The 25458-nt window shown below is 75.3% G+C and carries 22 protein-coding genes, 1 pseudogene and 1 riboswitch; of the genes and pseudogenes, 17 read left to right on the top strand and 6 right to left on the bottom strand.

The features are described 5' to 3' along the window. Nucleotides 1-29: 29 nt before the first annotated feature. Together ACGF5C_RS10535 and ACGF5C_RS10530 are read left to right on the top strand one after the other, a co-directional pair. Entirely contained in the window at nt 30-932 is a 903-nt protein-coding gene (locus ACGF5C_RS10535; RefSeq protein ID WP_393299394.1) for a MerR family transcriptional regulator, read from the top strand. A gap of 74 nt (nt 933-1006) precedes the next feature. Continuing rightward, nucleotides 1007-1648, top strand: a complete 642-nt coding sequence (locus ACGF5C_RS10530) for a lipoprotein (protein WP_393299391.1) — start codon at nt 1007-1009, stop codon at nt 1646-1648. 5 nt (nt 1649-1653) lie between these two features. Here the strand turns inward: ACGF5C_RS10530 and ACGF5C_RS10525 are convergent, their stop codons facing one another. Both ACGF5C_RS10525 and ACGF5C_RS10520 read right to left on the bottom strand, forming a co-directional pair. Then, complete coding sequence (locus ACGF5C_RS10525; protein WP_393299388.1) at nt 1654-3384, bottom strand: glycoside hydrolase family 3 protein; 1731 nt, start codon at nt 3382-3384, stop codon at nt 1654-1656. A 77-nt stretch (nt 3385-3461) separates the two neighbouring features. Then, on the bottom strand, nt 3462-3953 hold the full coding sequence (locus ACGF5C_RS10520) for a DUF3145 domain-containing protein (RefSeq protein ID WP_350707719.1): 492 nt from the start codon (nt 3951-3953) through the stop codon (nt 3462-3464). A gap of 307 nt (nt 3954-4260) precedes the next feature. On the opposite strand from ACGF5C_RS10520, the gene ACGF5C_RS10515 reads away from it, so the two are divergent. Beyond that, a complete protein-coding gene (locus ACGF5C_RS10515; protein ID WP_357694624.1) occupies nt 4261-4590 on the top strand; it encodes a hypothetical protein in 330 nt (109 codons plus the stop codon). A gap of 137 nt (nt 4591-4727) precedes the next feature. Here the strand turns inward: ACGF5C_RS10515 and ACGF5C_RS10510 are convergent, their stop codons facing one another. Beyond that, nucleotides 4728-5372: a carbonic anhydrase gene (locus tag ACGF5C_RS10510; RefSeq protein WP_393299385.1), complete on the bottom strand. Its 645-nt coding sequence runs from the start codon at nt 5370-5372 to the stop codon at nt 4728-4730. A gap of 147 nt (nt 5373-5519) precedes the next feature. Between ACGF5C_RS10510 and ACGF5C_RS10505 the strand changes: the two genes are divergently transcribed. The 4 genes from ACGF5C_RS10505 to ACGF5C_RS10490 all read left to right on the top strand — a co-directional run bounded on the left by ACGF5C_RS10505 (nt 5520) and on the right by ACGF5C_RS10490 (nt 11089). Continuing rightward, the gene (locus ACGF5C_RS10505; protein WP_393299382.1) at nt 5520-6455 is read left to right on the top strand and encodes an alpha/beta fold hydrolase; all 936 of its coding nucleotides are present in this window, start codon (nt 5520-5522) and stop codon (nt 6453-6455) included. Nucleotides 6456-6601: 146 nt separating this feature from the next. Next, nucleotides 6602-8719: a HelD family protein gene (locus ACGF5C_RS10500; protein ID WP_393299379.1), complete on the top strand. Its 2118-nt coding sequence runs from the start codon at nt 6602-6604 to the stop codon at nt 8717-8719. A 92-nt stretch (nt 8720-8811) separates the two neighbouring features. Then, on the top strand, nt 8812-9729 hold the full coding sequence (locus ACGF5C_RS10495) for a cation diffusion facilitator family transporter (RefSeq protein ID WP_393299376.1): 918 nt from the start codon (nt 8812-8814) through the stop codon (nt 9727-9729). 153 nt (nt 9730-9882) lie between these two features. Further along, a riboswitch (cyclic di-AMP (ydaO/yuaA leader) is annotated at nt 9883-10014 on the top strand. Between the two features lie 13 nt (nt 10015-10027). Continuing rightward, complete coding sequence (locus tag ACGF5C_RS10490) at nt 10028-11089, top strand: coiled-coil domain-containing protein (protein WP_393299830.1); 1062 nt, start codon at nt 10028-10030, stop codon at nt 11087-11089. 108 nt (nt 11090-11197) lie between these two features. Here ACGF5C_RS10490 and ACGF5C_RS10485 read toward each other — a convergent pair whose 3' ends face one another. After that, nucleotides 11198-11665 carry an SRPBCC family protein gene (locus tag ACGF5C_RS10485; protein ID WP_393263174.1) on the bottom strand — a complete coding sequence of 156 codons (468 nt, stop codon included), beginning with the start codon at nt 11663-11665 and terminating at the stop codon, nt 11198-11200. 272 nt (nt 11666-11937) lie between these two features. Next, on the bottom strand, nt 11938-12300 hold the full coding sequence (locus tag ACGF5C_RS10480; RefSeq protein ID WP_350683044.1) for an STAS domain-containing protein: 363 nt from the start codon (nt 12298-12300) through the stop codon (nt 11938-11940). Nucleotides 12301-12629: 329 nt separating this feature from the next. On the opposite strand from ACGF5C_RS10480, the gene ACGF5C_RS10475 reads away from it, so the two are divergent. From ACGF5C_RS10475 to ACGF5C_RS10460, 4 genes are all read left to right on the top strand, one after another. Further along, nucleotides 12630-12773: a hypothetical protein gene (locus ACGF5C_RS10475; protein WP_350707704.1), complete on the top strand. Its 144-nt coding sequence runs from the start codon at nt 12630-12632 to the stop codon at nt 12771-12773. Between the two features lie 161 nt (nt 12774-12934). After that, the gene (locus tag ACGF5C_RS10470; RefSeq protein WP_393299372.1) at nt 12935-13342 is read left to right on the top strand and encodes a hypothetical protein; all 408 of its coding nucleotides are present in this window, start codon (nt 12935-12937) and stop codon (nt 13340-13342) included. Nucleotides 13343-13518: 176 nt separating this feature from the next. Further along, the gene (locus tag ACGF5C_RS10465) at nt 13519-14205 is read left to right on the top strand and encodes a BON domain-containing protein (RefSeq protein WP_393299369.1); all 687 of its coding nucleotides are present in this window, start codon (nt 13519-13521) and stop codon (nt 14203-14205) included. Nucleotides 14206-14489: 284 nt separating this feature from the next. After that, a complete protein-coding gene (locus ACGF5C_RS10460) occupies nt 14490-15038 on the top strand; it encodes a DsbA family protein (protein WP_393299366.1) in 549 nt (182 codons plus the stop codon). A 17-nt stretch (nt 15039-15055) separates the two neighbouring features. Here the strand turns inward: ACGF5C_RS10460 and ACGF5C_RS10455 are convergent. After that, nucleotides 15056-18237: pseudogene (locus ACGF5C_RS10455) on the bottom strand (LuxR C-terminal-related transcriptional regulator). Nucleotides 18238-18369: 132 nt separating this feature from the next. Here ACGF5C_RS10455 and ACGF5C_RS10450 point away from each other — a divergent pair. The 6 genes from ACGF5C_RS10450 (at nt 18370) to ACGF5C_RS10425 (ending at nt 25342) form a co-directional block, all read left to right on the top strand. Then, nucleotides 18370-18819, top strand: coding sequence for a hypothetical protein (locus tag ACGF5C_RS10450; protein WP_393299828.1), 450 nt, complete (start codon nt 18370-18372; stop codon nt 18817-18819). Next, on the top strand, nt 18812-19993 hold the full coding sequence (locus tag ACGF5C_RS10445; protein WP_393299364.1) for a saccharopine dehydrogenase family protein: 1182 nt from the start codon (nt 18812-18814) through the stop codon (nt 19991-19993). Before ACGF5C_RS10450 ends, ACGF5C_RS10445 begins: the two co-directional genes overlap by 8 nt. Nucleotides 19994-20116: 123 nt before the next feature. Then, complete coding sequence (locus ACGF5C_RS10440; RefSeq protein ID WP_393299825.1) at nt 20117-21193, top strand: MerR family transcriptional regulator; 1077 nt, start codon at nt 20117-20119, stop codon at nt 21191-21193. A 157-nt stretch (nt 21194-21350) separates the two neighbouring features. Beyond that, the gene (gene serS / locus ACGF5C_RS10435) at nt 21351-22637 is read left to right on the top strand and encodes a serine--tRNA ligase (RefSeq protein WP_393299361.1); all 1287 of its coding nucleotides are present in this window, start codon (nt 21351-21353) and stop codon (nt 22635-22637) included. Between the two features lie 257 nt (nt 22638-22894). After that, nucleotides 22895-24343 carry an alpha-amylase family protein gene (locus tag ACGF5C_RS10430; RefSeq protein ID WP_393299358.1) on the top strand — a complete coding sequence of 483 codons (1449 nt, stop codon included), beginning with the start codon at nt 22895-22897 and terminating at the stop codon, nt 24341-24343. Nucleotides 24344-24430: 87 nt separating this feature from the next. Further along, the gene (locus ACGF5C_RS10425; RefSeq protein WP_393299355.1) at nt 24431-25342 is read left to right on the top strand and encodes a L,D-transpeptidase; all 912 of its coding nucleotides are present in this window, start codon (nt 24431-24433) and stop codon (nt 25340-25342) included. Nucleotides 25343-25458: the final 116 nt, after the last annotated feature.

The following is a 25458-nucleotide window of genomic DNA, read 5'->3' as shown; positions in this document are numbered from 1 at the left end:
CAGCGGCTGGAGACAGGAGGCTCTTCGACGTGGACGACCGCACCGACCTGTTCACCATCGGGCAGCTCGCCCGCCGGACCGGCCTCTCGGTCCGGACCATCCGCTTCTGGTCCGACCTGGACCTGTTGCCCCCGACCGGCCGGTCGCCGGGCGGCTACCGGCTCTACGACGCGGCCGCCGTGGCCCGGCTGGAGCTGCTGCGCTCGCTGCGCGAGCTGGGCATCGGCCTGGACGACGTACGCCGGATCGTGGACCGGCAGTCCACCGTCCGGGACGTGGCGCAGGCGCACGTCCGGGCGCTGGACGCGGAGATCCGGACGCTGCGGCTGCGCCGGGCGGTGCTGCGGTCGGTCACCCGACGTGGCAGTACGACCGAGGAGTTGAGACTCATGAACGACCTGGCCCGCCTCTCCGCCCGGGAGCGGCAGCGGATCATCGACGACTTCGTGGCCGAGGTCTTCGACGGCGTCGACGTCGACCTGGGTGCCGGTCTGGCCCAGGCCATGCGGGCGCTGCCGGCGGACCTGCCGGACGAGCCCACCGACGAGGAGGTGGACGCCTGGCTGGAGCTGGCCGAGCTGGTGGCCGACCCGGACTTCCGCCGTCGGGTACGCGAGATGGCGGTGGCCGGGTCGGCCGACGCGACGGCGCCGCCACCGGAGCCGATGCCGTCGGTCGAGCCGGCGCGTGCGGCGCTGGCCGCCGGGATCGACCCGGCGTCGCCCGAGGCCCGCGCGGTGCTCGACGAGATGGTGGACCCGACGCTCACCCCGGACCAGCGCCGGGCGATGGCCGACGGAATCGCCGCCTTCACCGACCGGCGGGTGGAGCGGTACTGGCAGTTGATCGGCGTGCTCAACCGGCGGAAACCGTTCCCGCCCGCGGTGCCAGCCGTGGAGTGGCTGGTCGCCGCGCTGCGCGCGGCCCGCTAGGCCAACCGGCTTGACGCCGTCCGTCCGCCCCGCTTTGATGGGCCGGCTCTCATCGTCAACGGGGGAATGGACACATGGAACGACGTACCCGCGCCGCCGTGCTCGCGGCGCTGACCATCGCGCTGACCGGCGCCTGCGCCGACGCGAAGGAGACGCCGGCGGCCGGTGGTTCGCCGTCGGCCGCGCCGAGCACCACCGCCTCGCCGGTGACCCCCGGCCCGCCCTGGCACGACGAGGTGGCCGCAGCGGCCGCCGGCACCACCGTCGGCCAGAAGGGAACGCCCTGCGAGCTGCCGATCACCTTCTCGCTGCCGGCCAGGTGGAAGGTCGAGGCGGTGAAGGGCTCGGCGGAGTTCGGCGAGCCGACCGTCGGCAAGGCCAGGATGCTGTGCGAACTCGACGCCCGGCCGACCGGCGAACTCGGGTTCCTCCGGGTCTGGCGGGTCGACGGGGTCGCCGGCGGCGCCGAGGCGCACCTGAAGCACTTCGTCGAGGCGTACTCGCCGAAGGCTTCGGACACGCAGTACCGGCGGCTGCGGGCCGGCACGCTCGACGCCGTGGAGGCGACCTACACGGCGGACGGCGACACGGACCGGGCCATCGCGTTGTCCAGCCTCTACGGCCCGATCGTGCTGAGCCTGGACGCCCCGGACCCGGAGGACCTGCTGCCGGCGTACCAGCTGGTGAAGCAGTCGGCCCGGATCAACCGCGACTGAGGCGGTCAGCCGGCGCAGGTGGTGGCGGGCAGGCCGGGCACCGGCACCGGGGACCGACCCTCCGGCCGCGCCTTGCCGGCCAGCACCCCGGCGAGGGCGGCCATCGACGCCCGGCTGGACGAGTACGTCGCCAGCAGGGTCGGTGACTTCGCCTTCGCCAGCACGTACGGGGTGTCCATGGCGACCGTGACGGCGGCGTCGGCGCGCAGGTCGCCGGCGCCGTCGCCGTACCCGACCAGGTGCACCACCGTGCCGCCGCTGGGCACCACCCTGACCCCGGCCGCGGTGAGCGCCTCGGTCAGCGCCGCCCGGGTGTGGTCACGCCCGCCGGAGGAGGTGACGGTCACCGGGCCCCGCACCCCGCCGCCGCAGGCGCCCCGGAACACCGTCACGGCCGCCGCCGCCAGGTCCTCCGCCGCCTTCCGGTGCGCCGGGCCGCCCAGCGTGGACAACTCGGGCGTGGGCCGGTCGGCGAGCTTGAACTTCATGGTCAGCACCCGGGTCGCGGCCTCGACGAGGCGGGCCCGGGGCAGCGAGCCGTCGCGGAGCGCGGCGAGCAGCCCGTCGTACGCCCGGCCGACGTGCGGCGTCATCAGGATCAGGTCGTTGCCCGCCTGCAGTGCGCGCACCGCGGCCTCCCCCGGTGACCAGCGCTTCGCCGGCGGCATGTTCATCCCGTCGGTGATCACCACGCCCTGGAAGCCGAGCTGGCCGCGCAGCACGTCGGTGAGCAGCTTGCGCGAGAAGGTCGCCGCGGTGCCCGGGTCCACCGACCGGGCGTCGAGGTGGGCGGACATGACGGCCATCGCGCCGGCGTCGATGCCGGCGGAGAAGGGCGGCCAGGCACCGGTCTCCAGCGCCTTGCGGGACTGGCCGAGCACCGGCAGGTCCTCGTGCGAGTCGGCGGCGCTGTGCCCGTGGCCCGGGAAGTGCTTGACGGTCGCGGCGACGCCCGCGGCCTGCAACCCGCGGACCGCGCCGGCCACCTGCCCCGCGGCCGCCTTCGGGTCCGCCCCGTACGACCGGGAGCCGATCACGGTGCTGCGGGTGGCGAGCACGTCGGCGACCGGGGCGAAGTCGAGGTTGATGCCCATCGCGGCGAGTTCGGTGCCGGCCGCCCGCCAGGCGGCCTCGGTCAGCTCCGGCTTCCCGGCCGCGCCCGCGGCGAGGGCGCTGGGCAGCAGGGTCACCCCGTCGGTGATCCGGGTGACCACGCCGTACTCCTGGTCGGTGCCGATCAGGAACGGCGCCTGACCGGCGGGCAGCCGGCCGGCGGCCTCGCGCAGGCCGGTGGTGAGTTCGCGGACCTGCTCCGGGTTGTCGACGTTGGTGGTCTCCTGGTTGCCCTTGGTCGGGTCGTCGGCGCTGAAGCCGACCAGGATCAGCCCGCCGAGCCGGTACCTGGCGATCATCTCGGCCGGGGTGTCCACCCCGGCGAGCGCCTGGTTGCCGGCCTTCGATCCGGGCGAGACCCGGGTCGCCGAGTCGCCGTAGGCGTAGGGCATCAGCACCTGGCCGACCAGGTCCTCGTCGGCGAGCGTGCCGACCAGGGCGGCGGCGCGGGCGGCCGGGTCGGCGGCGGGCAGGCTCGCGCCGGGCGTCGGGGTGGCCGCGGCGCTCGTCGACGCGGGCTCGGGGCGGCGGTCCGCCGGCCCCGAGCATCCGGAGAGGAGCAGTGCGGTCAGGGCGGCGAGCGCGACGCCGGCACGTCGCGGGGTAGTCGACACGCGGCCCATCCCACCAGTTCACCCCTTATCGGGGCAACCTGACCTCCGCGCCACCGCCGGGCCGGGGTGCGGCCGGACGTGGTACGTCAGCCGACGCGGGTGAGCAGGGTCACCGGGGCGCCGTCGCCGGCGTAGCGGTAGGGCTCCAGCTCGGCGTCCCAGGCGGTGCCGAGCGCCTTGTCGAGCGCGTGCGCGAGGGCCTCCGGCGCCCGCGCGCCCGCCATCAGGCTCCGCAGCCGGTCCTCGCCGAGCTGGATGTCGCCGGCCGCGCCCACGGTCGCGCGGAACAGGCCGCGCCCCGGGACGTACATGAAGCGCTCGCCGTCGGCGCCGGCGCTCGGCTCCTCGGTGACCTCGAAACGGATCATGGGCCACTGCCGGAGGGCAGCAGCCAGCTCGGCGCCCGTCCCCGGACGACCGGTCCACCCGCACTCGGCCCGGCGGGCGCCGGGGTCGACGGGCTGAGCCGTCCACTGCAGGTTGACCGGCGCGGCGAGGACGCGCGCGATCGCCCACTCGACGTGTGAGCACACGGCGAGCGGGGTCGAGTGGACGTATACGACGCCACGCGTTGGCACGGTGACCTCCCGGAGAGCGAGGTGCGTCTTCCCCTACGACCTCGATCACCCGAGTGGCTTCTGGAACACATGATGACTGGTGTGACGGATGGTGCGCCAGGGAATCGGAAAACTCGCCGGTCGGAATAGTCGGACGGGTGACCGCCGTTGACCCCTCCAGACGCGATGACCAGCCAGGGACCGTGGTCGTGTACAGTTCCATCGGCGGCCTGTGCCGCGCACATCTTCTGCGGGCCCACTCACCAGGTGCCGTCCGCACAGCCCCCGGACGTTCCGTCCTCCCGTACGTCTTGCAAGGAGTACCTCCGTGGCGAGCAACACCTCTAAGACCGCGCGCGCGTCAGTCCGGGCCGGCCAGGCTGGCCAGGGTGGCGCCCTCAGCGTGCTGGGCGAGTTCAAGTACGTCATCCCGCTCAACGGCGGCAAGCACGCCTACGTGCGTAACCTGACCAACGGCAAGACCGCGCACCTTCGCACCGACTCCGAGGCCTTCGTCGAGGAGATCCGGACGCTGGCCGCCGCCGGCCACGCCGCGAAGATCCGGGCCGAGCTCAACAACCTCAACGCCACCCACCCGGGTGACGGCTGGGACGCCACCGAGAAGCGCCTCGTCGAGGCCGGCGTCTTCGAGGGCTGAGCCCTCCCCCACGCGACACCTGGACCGCCCGTCGGGATCATCCCGGCGGGCGGTTCCGCGTCTGCGACCGAGGTGTAAGGAAGGGCCCCTTCCTAACGCATTGCGTTAGGAAGGGGCCCTTCCTTACACCTCACACCTCACGCCTCGAGCAGGGCGACCTCGCCGGTGGCCAGGTCGTAGAGGGCGCCGACCACGGCCAGCCGGCCGGCGGCGACGGGGCCGGCGAGCAGGTCGTCGGCGCGCAGCGCGGCCACCGTCCGCAGCACGTGCCGGCGGACCGCCAGCGGATGCGCCCGAGGATCGTCGACGCCCACCTCGGTCACCGCCGGGGCGATCTGTTCGACGAGGTGCGCGAGCGCGCCGTCCGGTGACCGCCCGCCGCGCAGCGCGTCCACGGCGGAGGCGACCGCGCCGCACCGCTCGTGCCCGAGCACCACCACCAGCGGTACGCCCAACTCCCCGACCACGTACTCGATGGAGCCGAGCACCGCCCGGTCGAGCACGTGCCCACCGGTGCGGATCACGCAGATCGAGCCGAACGTCTGGTCGAAGATCGCCTCCAGCGGCACCCGCGAGTCGATGCAACCGAGGAGCACCGCGTACGGCTGCTGGTCCCCGGAGGCCGCCGCGGCGGCGGCGGTGACGTCGTGGCCGTGGACCGGCTGGCCGCTGACGAACCGGCGGTTGCCGGCGAGCAGTTCCGCCAGGGCGGCCCGGGGCGTACCGCCAGCCGCCCGCCCAGCCGGCGCGGGCCCGGGCGGCGTTGCCTGCGGCGACCCCATGCCCCCAGCTTGGCCGGCCCGGCCGGCGCCCGGACCGGGTTGCGAATCTTCTCACCGGCACGGTTGCCGTGGTGTCATGACGGGTAGCCGGTGTTACCACCGGGTATCCCCGGTGTTGCGGACCAGCGCGGCCTTGGGGAGGTGGCGATGCCGGAGCACGTCGAGGTACGTCTTCCCGACGACGTGCGTCTGCACGTCGAGGCGACGGGGCCGGCCGATGCCGAGGTCACCGTGGTGCTGCTGCACGGCTGGACGCTGGACGGGCGGGCCTGGCACCGGCAGCTCGCCGACCTGCGGGAACGCTTCGACGGCGCGATACGGGTGGTGACCTACGACGCCCGCGGGCACGGCCGGTCGAGCTGCATGGCGCTGCCCACCGCCACCCTCGCCCAGCTCGGCGACGACCTGGCCGCGGTGCTGGACGAGGTGGCCCCGGGCGGCCGGGTGGTGCTCGCCGGCCACTCGATGGGCGGCATGACGATCATGGAGTACGCGCACCGGCACCCCGAGCACTTCGCCGCCCGGGCCGTCGGGTTGGTCTTCGTCTCCACGACGGCCGAGGGGCACACGCACACCGGCTACGGCCTGTCGCCCCGGATCGCCCGGTTGATCCGGCTCGCCGAGACCACCGGGGCCGGCATGCTGGCCCGGTGCGGGTCCTGGCGGCCGCCCCGGGCGCTGCTGCGGGCCCTGCGCCCCAGCATCCGCTGGATGCTCTTCGGCGACCGCTGCGACCCGCACGACATCCGGCTGGTCACCTCGGCGGTGGCCCGCGCCTCGCTCCGCTCGATCGGCGGGTTCCGCGCCTCGATCGGGGCGCAGCACCGGCTGGACACCCTCGCCCGGCTCGCCCACCTGCCGGCGGCGGCGCTGGTCGGCGACCGGGACCGGCTCACCCCGCCGCCGTGCGCCGAGTCGATCGCCGCCGCGCTGCCGGCGACGGAGCTGACCGTCTGTCCGGGCGCCGGGCACATGCTGATGATGGAACGCCCCGCCGAGGTCAACGCGGCGCTGGGCGGCGTGCTCCGCCAGGTGCTCGACGACGCCCGATCCGCCGCTCCCGCCACCACCCGCGAGGGGTGACTCGGGCAGGCCGGGCGGGGTGACGCGGGCTCCTTTCCCGCACCTCAGGCGCGGCTGGTTGCGCGCGGGCCGTACCCTCTTGCGGTTGGCCTGGCGTGGTTCGCGCGGTTCGCGCCGCCCGCCGCCGACGTCAGGAGGAGCGACCGTTGAGCGACCAGACCACCCTGGCGCGGGAGACCGCCATGGAGCAGCGGCACCTCGACCGGGTGTACGCCCGACTGGCCGAGCTGCGCCGGTCGGCGGTCCGCGCCGAGAAGGAGGGCTACCGGCTCGCCCGGGTCGGCAACTTCGGGGCGCTGGTCGAGCGGGACGCGATGGTGTTCCACGCCGCGCAGCGCCGGCACGTGCTGGACGCCGAGCACGAGGGGCTGGTCTTCGGCCGGCTGGACCTGCGCGACCGGCAGGTGCTGCATGTCGGGCGGCTCGGCATCCGGGACGAGGACGCGACCACCCTGGTGGTCGACTGGCGGGCCCCGGCCGCCGCCGCCTTCTACCAGGCCACCCCGGCGGAGCCGCTGGGCGTGGTGCGGCGGCGCATGATCCAGTCCTCCGGTGAGCGGGTCACCCGGATCGAGGACGACCTGCTCGATCCCGCCGCCGCGCCCGCCGACATGGCGGTGGTCGGCGACGGCGCGCTGCTCGCCACGCTGTCGAAGGCCACCGGCCGGGGCATGCGGGACATCGTCGCCACCATCCAGCGGGAGCAGGACGAGGCCATCCGCTCCCCCGGTTCCGGGGTGACGATCGTCTCCGGCGGCCCGGGCACCGGCAAGACGGCGGTCGCCCTGCACCGGGCCGCGTACCTGCTCTACTCCGACCGCAGCCGGTACGCCGGCGGCGGCATCCTGGTGGTCGGCCCGTCCTCGGTCTTCGTCGAGTACATCGCCTCGGTGCTGCCCTCGCTCGGCGAGGACACCGCCACGCTGCACTCGCTGGGCACCCTGTTCCCGGGCATGAGCGCCACCCGTACCGACCCGCCGGCCGTGGCGGCGGTCAAGGGCTCGCTGCGGATGCGCCGGGTGCTGGAACGGGCGGCCCGGGACGCGGTGCCGGACGGCCCGGCCGAGCTGCGCCTGCTCTACCGGGGCGAGCTGCTCCGGCTGGACCGCCGCGAGCTGGACGCCATCCGGGAGCGGGCGATGCCCCGGGGGGCCCGCCGAAACGAGGTGCGCCGCGCCGGCTTCGACGGCGTCTTCGCCGCGCTCTGGGCGCAGGCCCGTCGGCTGGGCATCGGCCGGCTGCCCGAGCAGCGCGCGTTCGAGGACGAGGTCGCCGAGCGGCCGGAGTTCCGGGAGTTCCTCAAGGCGTGGTGGCCCCGGCTGCACCCCCGGCACGTGCTGGGCTGGCTGGCCCGCCCCGACCGGCTGCGCCGGTACGCCGGCGGGATCCTCTCCGGCGCCGAGATCCGGCTGCTGACCGACGCGTACCGGAGCCTGGACCGCGCCGGGCTGACGATCGCCGACATCGCGCTGCTGGACGAGCTGGACGCGCTGCTCGGCAAGCCGATGAAGCCGGCCCGGCCGAAGCGGGACCCGTTCCAGTTGGCCGGCGGGGTCCGCGAGCTGAGCACGTTCGCCGACCGGCAGCGCGCGGCCCGCGAGGCGGCGCGGCAGCGCCCGGAGGACTACCGGGAGTACGCGCACGTCGTGGTCGACGAGTCGCAGGACGTCTCGCCGATGCAGTGGCGCATGATCGGCCGGCGCGGCCGGCTGGCCTCGTGGACGGTGGTGGGCGACCCGGCGCAGACGGCGTGGACGGGCGACCCGGATGAGCTGACCCGCGCCCGGGACCAGGCGCTGGGCCGGCGCAAGCGGCACCACTTCACCCTCACCACGAACTACCGCAACTCGGCGGAGATCTTCGCGGTGGCGGCGGCCGAGATCCGCCGGCTGCACCCGGACCTCCCGCTGCCCAGGGCGGTGCGCTCCACCGGCGTCGACCCGGTCGAGCTGGTGGTGCCGCCGGCGGAGCTGGAGACCGCCGTGGTGGCGGCGGCCACGGCGCTGCTGGCCGAGGTGGAGGGCACCGTGGGCGTGATCACTCCGGTGCCCCGCCGGGACGAGGTGGCCGGGTGGCTGGGCGGGCTGGGCGCGCCGCGCCTGCAGGTGGTGACCAGCCTGGAGGCCAAGGGCATGGAGTACGACGGCGTGGTCCTGGTCGCCCCGGGCGAGATCCGGGCCGACCCGGGTTCGGGCGTACGGACGCTCTACGTCGCGCTGTCGCGGGCCACCCAGCGGCTGACCACCGTCGACCCGACCGGCTGAGTCGTCCCGGCCGCCGCCGGGCAGTCACTTGCACATATTGCGATGTGAGCATAGATTGAACCGGGTCCGGACGGGTGACGGAAGGTGGGCGCGTGGGTGCAGGTCATGGCCACCACCACGGGTCGGTCGCGAATGCCGCGCACCGCCACCGGGGCCGCCTCTGGGCGGCGTTCGCGCTGCTCGGCGCCCTGATGGCGGTGGAGGCGGTGGCCGCCTTCCGCACCGGCTCACTGGCCCTGCTGAGCGACGCCGGGCACATGTTCACCGACGTGCTCGGCATCGGCATGGCGCTCGCGGCGATCACCGCGACCCGGCGCGCCGGCGCGGACCCGCAGCGCACCTTCGGCCTCTACCGGCTGGAGGTGCTGGCCGCCCTGGCCAACGCCGTGCTGCTCTCCGGCGTCGCGGTCTACGTGGTCGTCGAGGCCGTACGCCGGTTCGGCGACCCGCCGGAGGTGCTCGCCGGCCCGATGCTCGCGGTCGCCGTGCTCGGCCTGCTCGCCAACGTGGCCGCCTTCGCCCTGCTGCGGTCCGGGGCGAAGGAGAGCATCAACATGCAGGGCGCGTACCTGGAGGTGCTGGGCGACCTGCTGGGCTCACTCGGCGTGATCGGCGCAGCCCTGCTGATCGCCGTCACCGACTGGTGGTGGGCGGACCCGCTGGTCGCGGTGGCGATCGGGCTGTTCATCCTGCCCCGCACCTGGCGGCTCGGGCGCGCCGCGCTGCGCATCCTGGTGCAGGCCGCGCCGGAGCACCTCGAGGTCGCCAGGGTGCACGACCGGCTGGCCGCCGTGCCCGGCGTGGCCGAGGTGCACGACCTGCACGTCTGGACGCTGACCTCCGGGATGGAGGTGGCCTCGGCACACCTGACCATGGAGCCGGACGCGGAGGTCGGCGCGGTGCTCACCGCGGCCCGGACGGCCCTGCACGAGGACTTCCAGATCGAGCACGCGACGTTGCAGATCGAGCCGGGGGCGTCTCCCGGGGCCTGCGGGTCGGTTGAGTGGTAATGAGCACAGCCTTAAATCTGGGAGAGTATTGTTGACTTATGTCGGATTTGACGGTAAGCGGACAGGCACCCTCAGTCACCTGCGCTACACCAGTCACACCGGCACCGGTAGGCTCGGTTCCGGCCTCCGCCAGGCGGCACCCACCGGTGCCGGCGGTGGCCGCCGCCTAATCGCCCGGCGGGGCGAACCGGGGAACCATGTTCGTGGGGTGCATCCGCGTCAGCGGTAGGGATCTTCCGTCCCGAACCCGTCAGCTAACCCGGTCGGCGGCTGACGGAAGGACACGTGTATGCCAGTGATGGCACCTGTACGACGACGCGCCGCCCGGTTGGCGGCCCTGATCGCCGTGACGCTCGCCCTCGGCGCCGCGGTCGCCCCGGTCACCACCGCCCCCGCGGCGGCCGCCTCCCGGGCCGGCCTGCTCGCCGCGGCCCCCGGCCAGGACCAGGAGGGCGGCACGCCCGCCCTGCGGGCCCAGCTCGAAGCCGCCAGCAAGGGCTACCTGGACGCCAAGCGGGCGCTGGACACGTCGGTCAAGCGGCAGCAGCAGCTCGCCGCGCAGCTCAAGACGACCGAGAGCGAGCTGACCGAGCGGAGCACCAAGGTCGGCGAGATCGCCGGGGTGGCCTACCGGACCGGCCGGCTGGGGGTGGTGTCCGCCCTGCTCAACAGCAGCTCGCCGGACGGCTTCATGGACCGGGCCGCCGCCCTCGACGCGGTGGCCGCCAACGAGGACCGGGCGCTCCGCGAGCTCCAGGAGACCCGCGACCAGGCCGCCCGCACCAAGCTCGCCCTGGACGGCGAGATCCGGGAGCAGCGCAAGCAGGTCACGCTGATGGCCAAGCGCAAGGACCAGGCGGAGCGGGCGCTGACGGTGGCCAACCGGTCGCAGTCAAGCGGCGGCGGGCCGGGCGGCAGCTCCACCGCGACGGCGAAGCCGGCGCCGCGCAACTCCGACGGGTCCTGGCCGTCCGAGTCGTGCAGCGTCAACGACCCCACCCCCGCCAACGGCTGCATCACCCCGCGCACCCTGCACGCGCTCAACCAGGCCAAGGCGGCCGGCTTCACCCGCTACGTCTCCTGCTACCGCCCCGGCGGCTCCGGGGAGCACCCCAAGGGTCGCGCCTGCGACTTCGCGGCCCAGAAGAGCGGGTTCGGCGGCGACGCCACCGGCGGCGACAGGACGTACGGCAACAACCTGGCGGCGTACTTCGTCAAGAACGGCGACCGGCTCGCCGTGCTCTACGTGATCTGGTACAGGCAGATCTGGCTGCCCAGCAGCGGATGGAAGTCGTACAGCGGCGCCAACGGCGACCCGTCCAGCGACCACACCAACCACGTGCACCTGTCGGTCTACTGACGCCCCGGCCCCGGTGACCCGCGAGCGGGTCACCGGGGCCGACGGCCTTCCCGCCCGCCACCTCCCCGGCCGACGGCCGGGCATGTCGCCGTGTCGCCGATACCCGGCTCAGGCGGGCGGTGACTCCGGCGGGTGCCCGCCCAGGGCGACGCCGAGCCGGGCCGCCAGCCCCAGGTGGGCGGCGCGCGCCTGGCGGAAGGCGTAGCCGAAGAGCGGGACCGGCGCGGTGAGGGTGATCTCGACGTCGATCCGGACGACGCCGTCCGGCTCGGCCCGCAGTCGGGTCCGGTTGCGCACCGTGGTGGCCGGCCACTGCCGCGCCACGGTGACGATCTCGTCGGGCCCGTCGACCAGGACGTCGGCCCGGTAGGTGACCGGCAGGCGCAGCGGCCCGACGGCCAGCCGGTCGGTGATGAGGTAGCTGGCCCGCGCGCCGCGACGGGGCGACACCCGGCGGACCCGGGCGATCAGCGGGTGCAGGTCCTGCTGCCGGGCCGGGTCCGCGAGCAACCCCGCGGCGTCGGCGAGCGAGCAGCGCGCCTGGACGGTGTAGCTGAAGGAATCCCGCCTGAGCACGCCGTCTCCCCACCGTCGCCGTCGCCCGATCGTCGCGCACCGGCGGCGCGCTGGCAACGGCGCGCCGCTCCGCGCGCGGATGCCGGCCGTCGACCCGCCCGCCCGACTACCGTCGTTGACAGGTGCAGCCGGGCAGCGGCCTGGCCCTGCTGGCCGGCGGCTACGCCTCCGTGACGGCGATCCGCGCGGTCACCGAGGCGTCCGACGTCGACCTGTCGGGCCTCGGCGACGACTGACGCCGACGGGTCACCGGCGGGGCCCCTGCCGGCGGGTCAGGCGCCGGGGAGGACCTCGGGGGCGGGCGCGCCGGCGTAGTAGGGCTCGGGGGCGCCGAAGAGGCCGAGCAGGCCGGTCACCCAGAGCTGCCGGTGCACGAACCGGCTCGGCTCGGTGACGACGAGCTTGACGCCGCTCACCTCGGCGGTCTGGAAGCCGGCGACCATCGCGCTGATGCCGACGGAGTCGATGAAGGTGACGAGCCTCATGTTGAGCTCGATCCGGCTGGGGCGCCCCTTGGCCAGGACCTCGGCGATCGCCTCGCGCACCTCGTATGCGGTGTCGACGTCGATCTCGCCCCGGGGGGCGATCTCGATGACACCACCGGGCATAACCGACTTCACGATCGACAGGCTCACGCGAGCACCTCCACTCGCCCGTCCGACGGGCGCCTCATCAGTACGCGGGCCGCGACCGAGAGTATTCCTCCGACGGCCTCGGTCGCCACCCCTCGGGATGAGCAATTCGCGGATGAGGGCGCACCAAGTCGCACTTATCCGGACTTTTCATTTCTTGTTCACCCAACGATCAGCTGCCGCTGACGCGTCGCCGACCCAGGGTAGCCGTCTCCCGCCGGCACCGCCCGGCACCCGAACTTCCTGGCGTGGCCGGCCCCGATTCGCCCGCAGGTTGCCCGTCCCACCTAGCATCGGCCCGGAGAGCGGACGCCACGACGGAAGGACGATCGATGATCAGGAGACTCGCCGCGCTGGCCGGTGTCGGCGCGTTGCTGGCCCTCGTGCTGGCCTGCGGCTTCGGCGGCGGCGACGATGACGACGACGATGACGACGACTTCGCGCGCGGCGTGACCGCGGTGGTCACGCTCCGCTGACGCACGGCGAGGGCCCGGCCGGTGACCGGGCTCGCCCCGCGTCGCCGAGGGTTTGCGGAGGCGTCCGGTTGGGCACAGGCGGAACGAGCGAACCATGACGCGCCGGTGAGACGCCGAAGTCCGAAGTGGCCGCCGGCTTCGGCCCGAGGAGGTAACCCACCATGTTCGGTACCAACCTGCTGGATCACCGCAGCAAGCCCGAGCGGATCGCGGACCAGGCGTGGCAGAACCTGGTCTCGGCGGTCAGCTCCGCGGGCGACAGCGTCCGCGACACCGCCCGGTCGGCCCGCCGCGGCGGTTCCGGCCTCGCCGACGAGGCCGGCGACCTGGTGGGCTCAGCGGCGGACGAGGCGCGCCGCCGGGCCACCCTGGCCTTCGACGCGCTCGCCGGCCGCCGCCCCGCGCTGCCCTGGACGCTGTTGATCGGCGCCGCGCTGGTCGGCGCGGCAATCGGTTGGGCCGCCGGCACCGCCGCGCGGGCCGCCGGCAGCCGGGACGACCGGGCGGCGGACGACATCGAGTTCGTCGACGTGGACCGTCCCAACTCCCCCGTCGGCCTCGACGGCTGACTCGCCCCAACCCACGGGCACACGCGGGCCCCGGTCGACCCTTGGGTCGGCCGGGGCCCGCGCCGTACCTCCCGGGCAGCCACCCGGGTCGGGTGAGGGACGCTCACCCCCGCCCGCGCCAGGATCGGTCCCGGCGGGTCCGTGTGCACAGGCAGCTATCCCGTGAGGAGTGACAGATGGCCATCGAGACGATCACCCGTACCGACCAGGACATCCAGTCCGCCGTCCTCGACGAGCTGACCTGGGAACCCCGGGTGCGACCGCACGAGATCGGCGTGACCGTCTCCGAGGGCGTGGTCACGCTGACCGGTCGGGTCGACAGCTACGCCAAGAAGTGGGCCGCCGAACGGGCGGCGCACCGGGTCGCCCGCGTCCGGGCGGTCGCCAACGACCTGGCGGTACGCATCGGCACCGGCGCCGAACGCGCCGACCCGGACATCGCCGCCGCGGCGGGGCACGCGCTGGAGTGGGACGCCTTCGTCCCGCTGGAGCAGCTCGACGTGACGGTCTCGCAGGGCTGGGTGACGCTGCACGGCGAGGTGGACTGGGAGTACCAGCGCCGCGCCGCCGAACGGGCGGTGGCCCGGCTGACCGGCGTACGCGGGGTCAGCAACGGCATCACCGTCCGCCCCGGCACCCGGCCGGACGGGCACGCCCTGGCCGCCCGGATCGTCGACGCGCTGGCCCGCAACCGGGCCACCGAGGCGGAACGGATCACCGTCCGGGTGCACGGCGACACGGTGGTGCTCGGCGGGCTGGTCCACTCGATGCCGGAGCGGGCGGAGGTGGAACGCACCGCCTGGTGTGCCCCGGGCATCCGCGAGGTGCAGAACCACATCGCGGTCGCCCCCGTGCTGGCCTGAGCCACCGTGCCCCGATCGGCCCCCGACCCCGGCGGCGAGGGCCGGCGGACGTGGCCCGACGGGCACGCGGGCCGAACCACCCGGGCGGGGTGAGCCGCGCTCACCCCGCCCCGGGACAGCCTGGGAGACATGACTGATCCGAAGGGGTCGACTCGAGCCGGGCGCGGCGCGCCCGGCTCCCGCACGCCGGCCACCCGGCCCGGCGCCGCACGCCTCCGGCGGTCGGACGACGGCCGGCTGCCCGCGCCGGAGCGCCTCGGCACGGATCGGCGGGTGACGACCGGATGACCACGCCACTGCAGGTCACCGCCCGCCTGCGGACCCCGGTGACCGAGCACGACCACGTCCGTGGGCCGGTGGACGCGCCGGTGACGATCGTCGAGTACGGCGACTTCCAGTGCCGGTTCTGCGGGGCCGCGTACCAGAACCTGCGGGAGGTGCTGCGGCAGCGGGCCGACACGGTGCGGCTGGCGTACCGGCACTTCCCGATCACCAACCTGCACCCGTACGCCGAGCACGCCGCCGAGGCCAGCGAGGCGGCTGGGCGGCGGGGACGGTTCTGGGCGATGCACGACTGGCTCTACGAGCACCAGGACCAGCTCGATCCGGTGCACCTGTCGCTCGGCGTCGCGCAGCTCGGCCTGCCCGCCGACGAGGTCAACGCGGAGGTGGAGCGGCAGGCCCACGGCGACCGGGTACGGCGGGACTTCGTCGGCGGCATCCGCAGCGGCGTCGAGGCCAGCCCGACCCTGTTCGTCAACGGGGTCCGCCACGACGCCGGCTACGACGTCGCGGACCTCCTGGCCGCAGTCGACGCCGCCGCCACCCCCTGATCCACCCGCCGACGCGGTCAGATCAGGTGGAGGTCGCGGGCGCGGCGGACGGCTTCGCGGCGGCGGGTGGCATCGAGCTTGCGGTAGATGTTGCGCACGTGGGTCTTGACCGTGTTGACCGACAGGGACAACTCGGCGGCGATCTCCACGTTGGACAGGATGCTCTGCAAGTAGCGCAGGATGGTCAGCTCCCGCTCGGTCAGCGGCTCGTCCAGCGCCGCCGGGCGCTGCTCCGCCGAAGCCCGGTCGGGCGGCGTGTCGGCGCCCCGGACCAGGTCGCTGACGGTCGGCCAGTGGGCGGTGCCCGCGTCGAGGTGGGCGGCGAGCAGGTCCCGGACCCCGGGTTCGGCGCGGGTGAACACGCGCCGGAACCCCTCCGGGCCGGCCACGTCGAGGGCCCGCTCCAGCACCCGTCCGGCCCGCCGGTCGTCGCCCGCCCGCCGCGCCAGCACCGCGTCCAGCACCGCGGCGTCCAGGCGTACGGGCAGCGGCCAGTCGGCCGACCCGGGCGCCTCCCAGTCGGGCAGCGCGTACCCGGCGGCGCGGGGGTCGCCGGCGCGCAGCTCCACCCGGGCCAGCGCGATCGCGAGCGGCGGGTCGGCCCCGTCCCGTACCCGATCGGCGAGCAGGCGCCGGGCCGTGTCCAGGTCGCCCCGGGCCCCGCACAGGTCCGCCTCGGCGGCCAGCAGCCAGGACGCCAGCTCGGCGGCCCGCGGCCGGTCGGCCAGCCGCTCCCGGGCCTCGGCCAGCGCCCGGTGCGCACCGGGCAGGTCGCCGGCGTCCCGCAGCAGGCCCGCCCGGCACAGCGCCGCCGTCGCCGCCACGGTCGGCTCGCCCGTGGCCGGCGCGGCCAGCGCCAGGTGCGCCTCCGCCTCCTCGGGTTGGTCGCGGTGCAGCGCGACCAGGGCCAGCGCCAGGTACCCGTGCGCGCAGTCCTCCCGGCACGACCAGCCCTGGCACGGCGGCATGGCCAGGGCGTCCCGGGCCAGCGCCTCGGCGGTCCGCAGCTCGCCCCGCACGGCGTGCAGGAGCGCCGCCCGGCTGGCGCACACCAGCTCGGTACGCGGCCGCCCCGCGTCCCGGGCCGCCGCCAGCGCCCAGGCGAAGGCGGGCCCGGCTGCGGCCAGGTCGCCGTCGGCCAGGTCGGCCAGCCCGAGTGCGGTGCCGGCGACGGCACGCACGTCGGCGTCCTCGGTGGCGCCGCCGCGCGGCTCGACCGGCAGCGCGGGCCCCGGGGCGGGGAGCCAGGCGGCGGTCTCCAGCCGCTCTGGGCCGGTCGGGGGCACGCCGGTCGGCCCGCCCGGCGCGGGCATGCCGGTCGGGGGCACACCGGTCGCGGGCACGCCGCTCGGGCCGCCGATGGGCCCGCCCGTTGTAGGCACGCCGGTCGGGGGCACGCCGGCCGGGGATGCGTCCGCCGCGGGGGCGCCGGTCGCCGGTGGCGAGATCGGAACCGTCGAGTCCGGCGCGGGGCGGCCGGCGAGCAGCCGGGCGGCGGCGGCGCGTACCGCCTCGGGGTCTCCCGCCAACCGGGCCAGGGTGACCTCCAGCGCGGCGACCAGCCGACGGAAGCGGTCCCGGCGCGGCGCCGGCAGCGACCGGGCGGCGTCCACGGCGGCGCGCAGGTGCCCGGTGGCCGCGGTCGCGTCCCCGGCCCGGGCGCGCTCGGCGGCGCAGGCGAGCCCCAGCTCCGGGTCGCGCCGCACGGCCTCCGGCGGCGGGGAGGCGGGCGGCGGTCCCCCGGGCTCGTCCCGGTCGTACGGGACCAGCTCCGGCCAGCGGGTGACGAACAGCTCGGTGGCCCGGTCCCAGTCCCCGCCCGCCAGTGCGTGCCGCAGCCCGTCGGCGGGCCGCCCGTTGTCGGCGTACCAGCCGGCCGCCCGCAGGTGCAGGTCGCGCAGCTCGTCAGCGGGCAGCCGGCCCAGCTCGGCCCGCAGCAGGTCGGCCAGCAGCGGGTGGCAGCGGTACCAGGGCGGGCGGCTGTCGTCGCGCCGGAGCAGCCCGCCGTCGCCGGCCAGGCCCGCCAGCGTCTGCTCGCCGTCGGCCCGCCCGGTGAGCGCGTCGACGAGCCCGGCGCAGACCGCGTCGGCCACGGCGGAGCACCGCAGCACGTCCCGGGCCTCCGGGGCCAGCCCGGCCAGCACCTCCTCGCGCAGGTAGCCGGCGACGTCCGGCTCGTCGCCACCGAACTGCTCGGCCCAGCGGGCCGGGTCGGGCTGCCCGCGCAGCGCCAGCGACGCGAACCGCAGCGCCGCCGGCCAGCCAGCGGTCCGCTCCCGCAGCCGGCGCACCCCGGCCGCCGGCAGCGTCACCCCGTGCGCGGTCAGCAGGTCGGCGACCTCGTCGCCGGTGAAGGCCAGCTCCTCCGGGCCGATCTCGGTCAGTTCCCCGGCCAGCCGCAGCCGGTGCACGGCCAGCGGCAGCCCGCCACGCGCGCCGACCACCAGCCGCAGCCGCTGCTCGGCGTGGCGCAGCAGGAAGTCCAGCCCGGTCAGCGCCGCCGGGTCGGTGATCTGGTGCAGGTCGTCCAGGACCAGCAGCACCGGCCGTTCCCGGGCGGCGAGGGCCGCGGCCAGCACCTCCAGCTGGTCGGGGCGGGGCGAGCGGTCGGGCACGGGTGGGCCCGGCGCGTCGTCGGCGGGATCGGCGGCCGCGCGCAGCGCCGCCGCCAGGTAGTACCAGATCCGGTCCCCGTCGTCGCCGGCCTCCACCGACACCCACGCCGGCAACGGCCGGGCGGGGCTCGCCGGCGCGTCCGCCGCCGCGCCAAAGTCGCCGGGGCTCGCGCCGGCCGCCGCCGGGTCCCGGGCGCCCTCGGCCGCGGCCGTCACCGGCCCCTCCCCCGTCCGGCCCGGGTGGCTCCCGGCCTCCCCGGCAGCCCGGAACCAGGAGGCGAGCAGCGTCGTCTTGCCCCACCCCGCCGGGGCGCAGACCAGGGTGACCGGGCCGGCCGTCCCCGCGTCCAGCGCCCGCAGCAGCCGGGGCCGCAGCAGCAGCGGCTCCGGCGGCGCGGCCGGGCTCAGCCGGGACGCCAGCAGCGGCGCCCCCGCCGGCCCGCCCGCGACCGCGACGACCCCCGTGTCCCGTACGTGCTCCGGCATCCGGCCCCACCCCCACGGACGCATCCACTCCCCAGGCCATGCTGCGGGCGGTTACCCGGCCGGGCCGGATTCACCCCTTCGGGGGGAGCCTGCGTCACCCGGGCCGCGGCGACCCTGGTGGCACGCGGGCGACCGGCCGCGCCCCGACGGCGCGCGAAGGGGGCCGGTGGGACGAAGGACACCGGGGTGGACGCGCGGGGACGGAGGGACCGGTGGGACACATCGCGGGGATGGCCGGGGCCGGGCTCGCCCTCGCCACGACGGCCGGGGCGGCGGCGCTGCGGGCGCTGGCCGTACGCCGGCAGGGACGGGCCTGGCCCCGTGCGGCCGGGGCCGACCCGCGGCCCACGCGCTGGCAGGTGGTGACCGTCGACCGCACGCCCGGCGAGGTGCTGCCCGGCGGACGCTGGCCCGAGCCCCTGCGCCGGCTCGGCGGCGCGGTGCAGGTGGAGCTGCGCCCGGCGCCCGGCTGCCGTGGCACGGAACTGGCCGCGCGGCCGCTGGCCGGCGCGGCCCCCACCGGACTCGCCGCCCACCTCGTCGGCGACGATCCGGGGCTGCTGATCCGCCAGGCGCTGCGGGAGGTCAAGCAGCTCGCCGAGACCGGCGAGGTGCTCCGCGCGGACCTCTCCGCCGTCGACCGCCCGGCGTCGTGGGTGGCAGACTCGGCAGATGCGTGAGCAGCGGGCGTACGACGTCGTCCTGTTCGGGGCCACCGGCTTCACGGGCGGGCTGACCGCCGAGTACCTCGCCCGCCACGTCCCGCCCGGATTGCGCTGGGCCCTCGCCGGGCGCAACCCCGGCAAGCTCGCCGCCGTCCGGGACCGGCTGGCCGCGATCGACCCGGCGCTGGCCTGGCTGCCCCTGCTCATCGCGGACGTCACCGATGCCGCCTCGCTGCGGGCGGTGGCCGAGAGCGCCCGGGTGGTGGCCACCACCGTCGGCCCGTACGTCCACCACGGGGAACCGCTCGTCGCCGCCTGCGCCCGCGCCGGCACCGACTACCTGGACATCACCGGCGAACCGGAGTTCGTCGACCTGATGTACGTGCGCCACCACGACGAGGCGGTGCGCACCGGGGCGCGGCTGGTGCACGCCTGCGGCTTCGACTCGGTCCCGCACGACCTGGGCGTCTGGTTCACGCTCAAGCACCTGCCGGCCGACGTGCCGATCACCGTCGACGGCTTCGTCCGGGCAGGCGGGCGGTTCTCCGCCGGCACGTACCACTCGGCGCTGCTCGCCTTCTCCCGGCGGGCCGAGACGTCCCGGGCGGCGCGCGAGCGCCGGCAGGTCGAGCCGTGCCCGACGGGGCGGCGGGCGCGCGCGGTGCCCGGGCGGGTCGCCCGCGACGGGGAGCTGGGCATGTGGACGGTGCCGCTGCCGACCATCGACCCGCAGGTGGTACGCCGCTCCGCCGCCGCCCGCCCCGAGTACGGCCCGGACTTCCGCTACCGGCACTTCGCCGCCGTGAAGCGGCTGCCCACCGTGCTGGCGGGCGCGGTCGGGCTGGGCGGCCTGGTCGGCCTGGTGCAGCTGCCGCCGGCCCGGCGCTGGCTGCTCGGCCGGCTCGCCGCCGGGCAGGGGCCGACGCCGCAGCAGCGGGCGAAGTCCTGGTTCCGGGTCCGGTTCGTCGGCGCCGGTGGCGGCCGGCGCGTGCGGACTGAGGTGGCCGGCGGCGACCCCGGGTACGACGAGACGGCGAAGATGCTCGCCGAGTCCGCGCTCTGCCTGGCCACCGACGACCTGCCGGCGACCTCGGGCCAGGTCACGCCGGTGACCGCGATGGGCGACGCGCTGCTGGACCGGCTGGTGCGGGCCGGGATGACGTTCCGGGTGCTCGACGAGCCCCGCTGACCCGTGGGCCCGACCGACCGACGTGACCGGCGACGAAGCCGGACACGACCGGCGGCCCGGGCGGTCGGGTGGCTTGACCCTCGACCAGGTTGAGACGACAGGATCACCGCCGTGGAGAGCGACCTGCGCAGCATCGGCGAGCTGGCCCGGGCCAGCGGGCTGACCGTGAGCGCCCTGCGGTTCTACGACTCGGCCGGGGTGCTGACCCCCGCCCTGGTCGACCCGGTCACCGGCTACCGCTGGTACACCGGCGACCAGGTGGCGCCCGCCCGGCTGGTGGCCGGGCTGCGCCGGGTCGGCATGCCGGTGGCCGAGATCGCCGCCGCGCTGCGGTCCACGCCCGCCGAGGTGCACCGCCTGCTGGACGCGCACCTGCGCCGGCTGGAGGACGGCCTCGCCGACGCCCGTCGCGAGCTCTCCCGGATCCGTACGCTGATCGACCCCGAGGAGCGCCCCGTGACCACCCGCATCGTGCTGTCCCGCGCCGACCTGGCCGCCGCCGTGGACGCGGTCCGCTTCGCCGTCGGCACCGACCCCGACCTGCCGGTGCTGACCGGCATACTGTTCGACGGCGACGGCGACGGCGTACGGCTGGTGGCGACCGACCGGCACCGGATGGCCCTGGCCCGGGCGGCCGGCCGGGTCGACGGGCCGGCGGTGCGGGTGCTCGCCCCGGTCGCCTTCGTCGACGAGGCGCGGGCCCTGCTCGACACGGGCGCGGGGAGCACCCCCGAGGCGCGGTTGACCCTGGCCGGCGGCACGATCTCAGTCTCCGTCGCCGGCCGTACGGTCGACGCCGCCGCCCTGCCGTACGACTTCCCGGACTATCGCCGGCTGCTGCCGTCGGCGCCCGACGACGCGCCGACGCACCGGCTGACCGTCGACGCCGCCGCCCTGCGCTCGGCCCTCACCAGCGCGGACGCCCCCGTCGTCACCCGTCGTCACGACGGCGCACCGCTCGCGGTGACGGTGCTCGGGCCGGACGGTCGGGGCGGGGTGCGGCTGTTCGGGGCGGACGAGCTGGCCGGCGAGGAGGACGCGTTCCGGGTCGGCGTCAACGGCGGGTACCTGCTCCAGGCCCTCGACGCCGCCGGCCCGGGGCAGTTGCTGCTGGAGCTGGACGGCCCGATCGCGCCGCTGGCCGTCCGCCGCCCCGACGACGCCGACGCCTTCTCGATCCTGATGCCGATCCGGCTCTGAGGTGTAAGGAAGGGCCCCTTGCAATCGCCTGGCGATTGCAAGGGGCCCTTCCTTACACGAGGGCGGGGGGTGTCCGGACCGGCTCGGGGCGCGACCGGGCCGCGACGGTAGCATCGGTGGGTCCACCTGACGTCCGGACGGAGGCGTACGGAGCAGCATGCTCGACATGGAGTTGATCCGGAAGGATCGCGAGGCGGTGGAGACCGCGCTGGCGAAGCGACTGGATCCCGCCGAGGTCACCCGTGCCCTGGACGAGATCCAGCGGCTCGACCAGGAACGCCGTGCCCTGATCAGTGGGATCGACGCCGAGCGGCAGCGCCGCAAGGCCGAGGCGCGCGCGTACGCGCAGGCGAAGCGGGCCGGCACCGAGCCGCAGGTGACCGCCCCGGAGGCCGAGCGCAAGCAGCTCGCCGAGCTGGAGAGTCAGCTCGACGAGGTGCAGACCCGGCTGCGCGACCGGATGAGCGAGCTGCCCAACCTCCCGGCCGACGACGTGGTCGGCGGCGGCAAGGAGGCGAACCGGGTCGTCAAGACCTTCGGTGCGCCGCCGGCCATCGAGAAGGTCCGCGACCACGTGGAGCTGAGCCGCGCGCTGGGTCTGGTCGACCACGAGCGCGGCGTGAAGCTCGGCGGCTCCGGCTTCTGGATGTACACGGGCCTGGGCGCCCGGCTGGAGTGGGCGCTGGTCAACTGGTTGATCGAGCGGAACATCGAGGCCGGCTACGAGTTCCTGCTCCCGCCGCACCTGCTGCTGGACACCGCCGGCTTCGCCGCCGGCCAGTTCCCCAAGTTCTACGACGACGTCTACCACCTGGACCGGCAGTCCGCGCCGCGCGGGCAGTTCCTGCTGCCCACGGCGGAGACCGCGATCCTCGGGGCGTTCCAGGACGAGATCCTGGACACCGCGAAGCTGCCGCTGAGGGTGTTCGCCTACACCCCGTGCTACCGGCGCGAGGCGGCCGGCTCGCACTCGGACGAGCGCGGCACGGTGCGGGGCCACCAGTTCAACAAGGTGGAGATCTTCCAGTTCACCCTGCCCGAGCAGGCCGACGCCGCGCTGGAGGCGATGGTCGGCCACGCGGAGAGCCTGGTCGAGGCGCTGGGCCTGCACTACCAGCGCACCCTGCTGTCGGCCGGCGACGCCAGCGCCGCGATGAAAAAGACCCTCGACATCGAGGTGTGGATGCCGAGCACGGGCAAGTACAAGGAGGTCTCGTCGGTCTCCTGGGGCGGCGACTACCAGGCCCGCCGGGCGGCCATCCGCTACCGGGAGCCGGGTGGCAAGCAGACCCGCTTCGTGCACACCCTCAACGGGTCGGCGCTGGCCACCAGCCGCCTGTTCCCGGCCATCCTGGAGCAGTTCCAGCAGCCCGACGGCTCGGTGCTGGTGCCCGAGGTGCTCCGCGACCGGTTGGGCACCGACCGCCTCACCCCGACCCGCTGACCTTCGGCCCTCGCCCCCGCCTCGCGTCTTCCGCCGGCGGGGGCGACTCGGCGGTGGCGAGCCGCGGTGCCGCCCTCACGGACGGCGCGGCTGCCCTTCACTTCACCGCAGTGACGCATGTCCATGCGTTGACAGCCACTGCAACACGCTTGTAATCTTTCGGAAACTTTCAGACCGGGCTGCAATTTTCCGGCAGCATCGGGCCCTCCCCCCGGCCCGCCGCCGCCCCGCCCCCGCACCCCGTCAGGAGTCCTCCGATGCAGAGACGTCGACGTCTGTCGGCGATCGTCGCCCTCGGCGTGATCGCGGGCCTGATCGTCCCCGCCGCCGCGACGGCGCCCCCGGCCGCCGCGGCCCCGGCCGGCAGCAAGAAGGTCATCGCCAACCTCTTCGAGTGGAACTGGGCCTCGGTGGCGACCGAGTGCCAGAGCACCCTCGGCCCCAAGGGGTACGGCTGGGTCCAGGTCTCCCCGCCGCAGGAGCACGTCCGGGGCTCGCAGTGGTGGCTGGCCTACCAGCCGGTCAGCTACCGGATCGAGTCCCGCAAGGGCACCCGCGCCCAGTTCAAGTCCATGGTCGACGCCTGCCACGCCGCCGGGGTGAAGGTGATCGTGGACGCGGTGGTCAACCACATGTCCGGGCAGGACAACGGCGGCACCGGCTGGGCCGGCTCGTCGTACGGCCACTACGACTACCCCGGGATCTACCAGATTCAGGACTTCCACCACTGCGGCCGCAACGGCAACGACGACATCGCCAACTACAACGACCGCTACGAGGTGCAGAACTGCGAGTTGGTCAACCTCGCCGACCTGAAGACCGAGTCGGACTACGTCCGGACGCGGATCGCCGGCTACCTCAACGACCTGCTCTCGCTCGGCGTCGACGGCTTCCGGATGGACGCCAGCAAGCACATGCCGGCCGCCGACATCGCCGCCATCAAGGGCAAGCTGTCCCGCCCCGCGTACCTGGTGCAGGAGGTCATCCACGGGGCCGGCGAGCCGATCCAGCCGGGTGAGTACACCGGCAACGGCGACGTGCACGAGTTCCGCTACGGCAAGGACCTGGCCCGGGTCTTCCGCTCCGAGAAGCTCGCCTACCTGCGCAACTTCGGCGAGGGCTGGGGGCACCTGCCCAGCGGCTCGGCGGCGGTGTTCGTGGACAACCACGACACCCAGCGCGACGTGGGCGGCGTGCTGACCTACCGCGACCGGGGCATCTACGCGCTGGCCAACGCGTTCATGCTCGGCTGGCCGTACGGCTCCCCGACGGTCATGTCGAGCTACACGTTCAGCCAGCGCGACCAGGGCCCACCCTCGGACGGCTCGGGCCGGACCCTGGACACCACCTGCTACTCCGGCTGGGAGTGCGAGCACCGCTGGCCGGTGATCGCCAACATGGTCGGCTTCCGCAACGCCACCGAGGGCGCCGGCGTCGCCAACTGGTACGACAACGGCAACAACCACATCGCCTTCAGCCGCGCCGGCAAGGGCTATCTGACGGTCAACGACGAGGACCACGCGATCACCGGCCGGTCCTACCACGCCGGGCTGCCGGCCGGCCGCTACTGCGACGTCATCCACGGCACCTTCGCCAACGGCACGTGCAGCGGGCCGGTGATCACTGTGGACGGCAACGGCTGGTTCGCCGCGAACATACCCGCCCACGACGCGGTCGCCATCCACGTCGGCGCCCGGCTCAGCTGACCCGCCACCCCACCGACGGCCCCCGTCCCCGGTCGACTTTCCGGCCAGGCGGGGGCTTCGTCGCTCTCCACCCGTTACAGTGGTTTCGTGCGTTTTGACCGAATGATCCGGCAGCGGGCGGGCCTGCTGGCCATCGCCGTGGGCGTACCCCTGCTGCTGGCGGCCGTCGGGGCCACGGGCTGGGCACTGACCCCCGACCGCACGCCCTCCGCACCTCCGATCGTCGCGCCGCCCACGCCGACCGCCGCCGCGCCGAGCAGCGCGGCCCCGACGCCGGAGCGGGTGCCCGTCGCCGCGCCCGCGCCCGACGACCTGCCGGTGGTCGACTACGGCCCGGCGCCCGCCGGATTCCCGGCCGACCCGGACACCCTGGACACCACGCCGCTGACCGAGGGCCTGCACCCGACCCGCGAGATCGCCGCCTACACCGCCCCCGGCGGGCGGCCGCTGGCCTTCCTCGCCCCCACCATCAACGGCGTCGAGCTGACCATGCCGATCGCCCAGCGGCGCGCCGGCTGGACGGCCGTGCTGCTCCCCTCGGCCAACCGCACCCTCGCCTGGCTGCCGCCCGGCGGTTTCACCACCGTGCCGCTGCGCGACCAACTCGTGGTCGAGCGCAAGCCGCACCGGCTGACCTGGTACCGCGCCGGCCAGGCCGTCCAGTCCTGGGAGATCAGCCTCGGCCAGCGCGGCCAGGAGACCCCGCTGGGCCGGACCTTCGTCCTCGGCCGCACCCCGCCGCCGCAGGACGTGTACGGGGGGGTGGACATCTTCGCCCTCGGCGCGGTGCCCGACGACCCGGAGTCGGTGCCGGCCAGCCTGCGCGGGGCGCACATCGGCATACACAGCTGGTACCACGACGGCGAGCTGGGCATGAAGACCACCAACGGCTGCATCCGGCTGACGAAGAGCGGGCAGCGGAGACTGCTGGCCGAGGTGCGCCCCGGCACCGAGGTGGTGGTGGTCGACGAGCTGCCCACCCCACCCCCGACGGCCTGACCACACCGGCGCCACACTCACCGCCACCTCGGCCGCCGCGAGCACGCGCCGTCGTGGTCGAGCCAGAGCAGGCACCGCCGGCCGTCCGGCCAGCACATCGTTGGCCGCCGCCAGCA

The sequence above is a fragment of the Micromonospora sp. NPDC047620 genome, assembly GCF_043205005.1.
Taxonomy (GTDB): Bacteria; Actinomycetota; Actinomycetes; order Mycobacteriales; family Micromonosporaceae; genus Micromonospora.
This window is presented reverse-complemented; position numbering and strand designations above follow the sequence as displayed.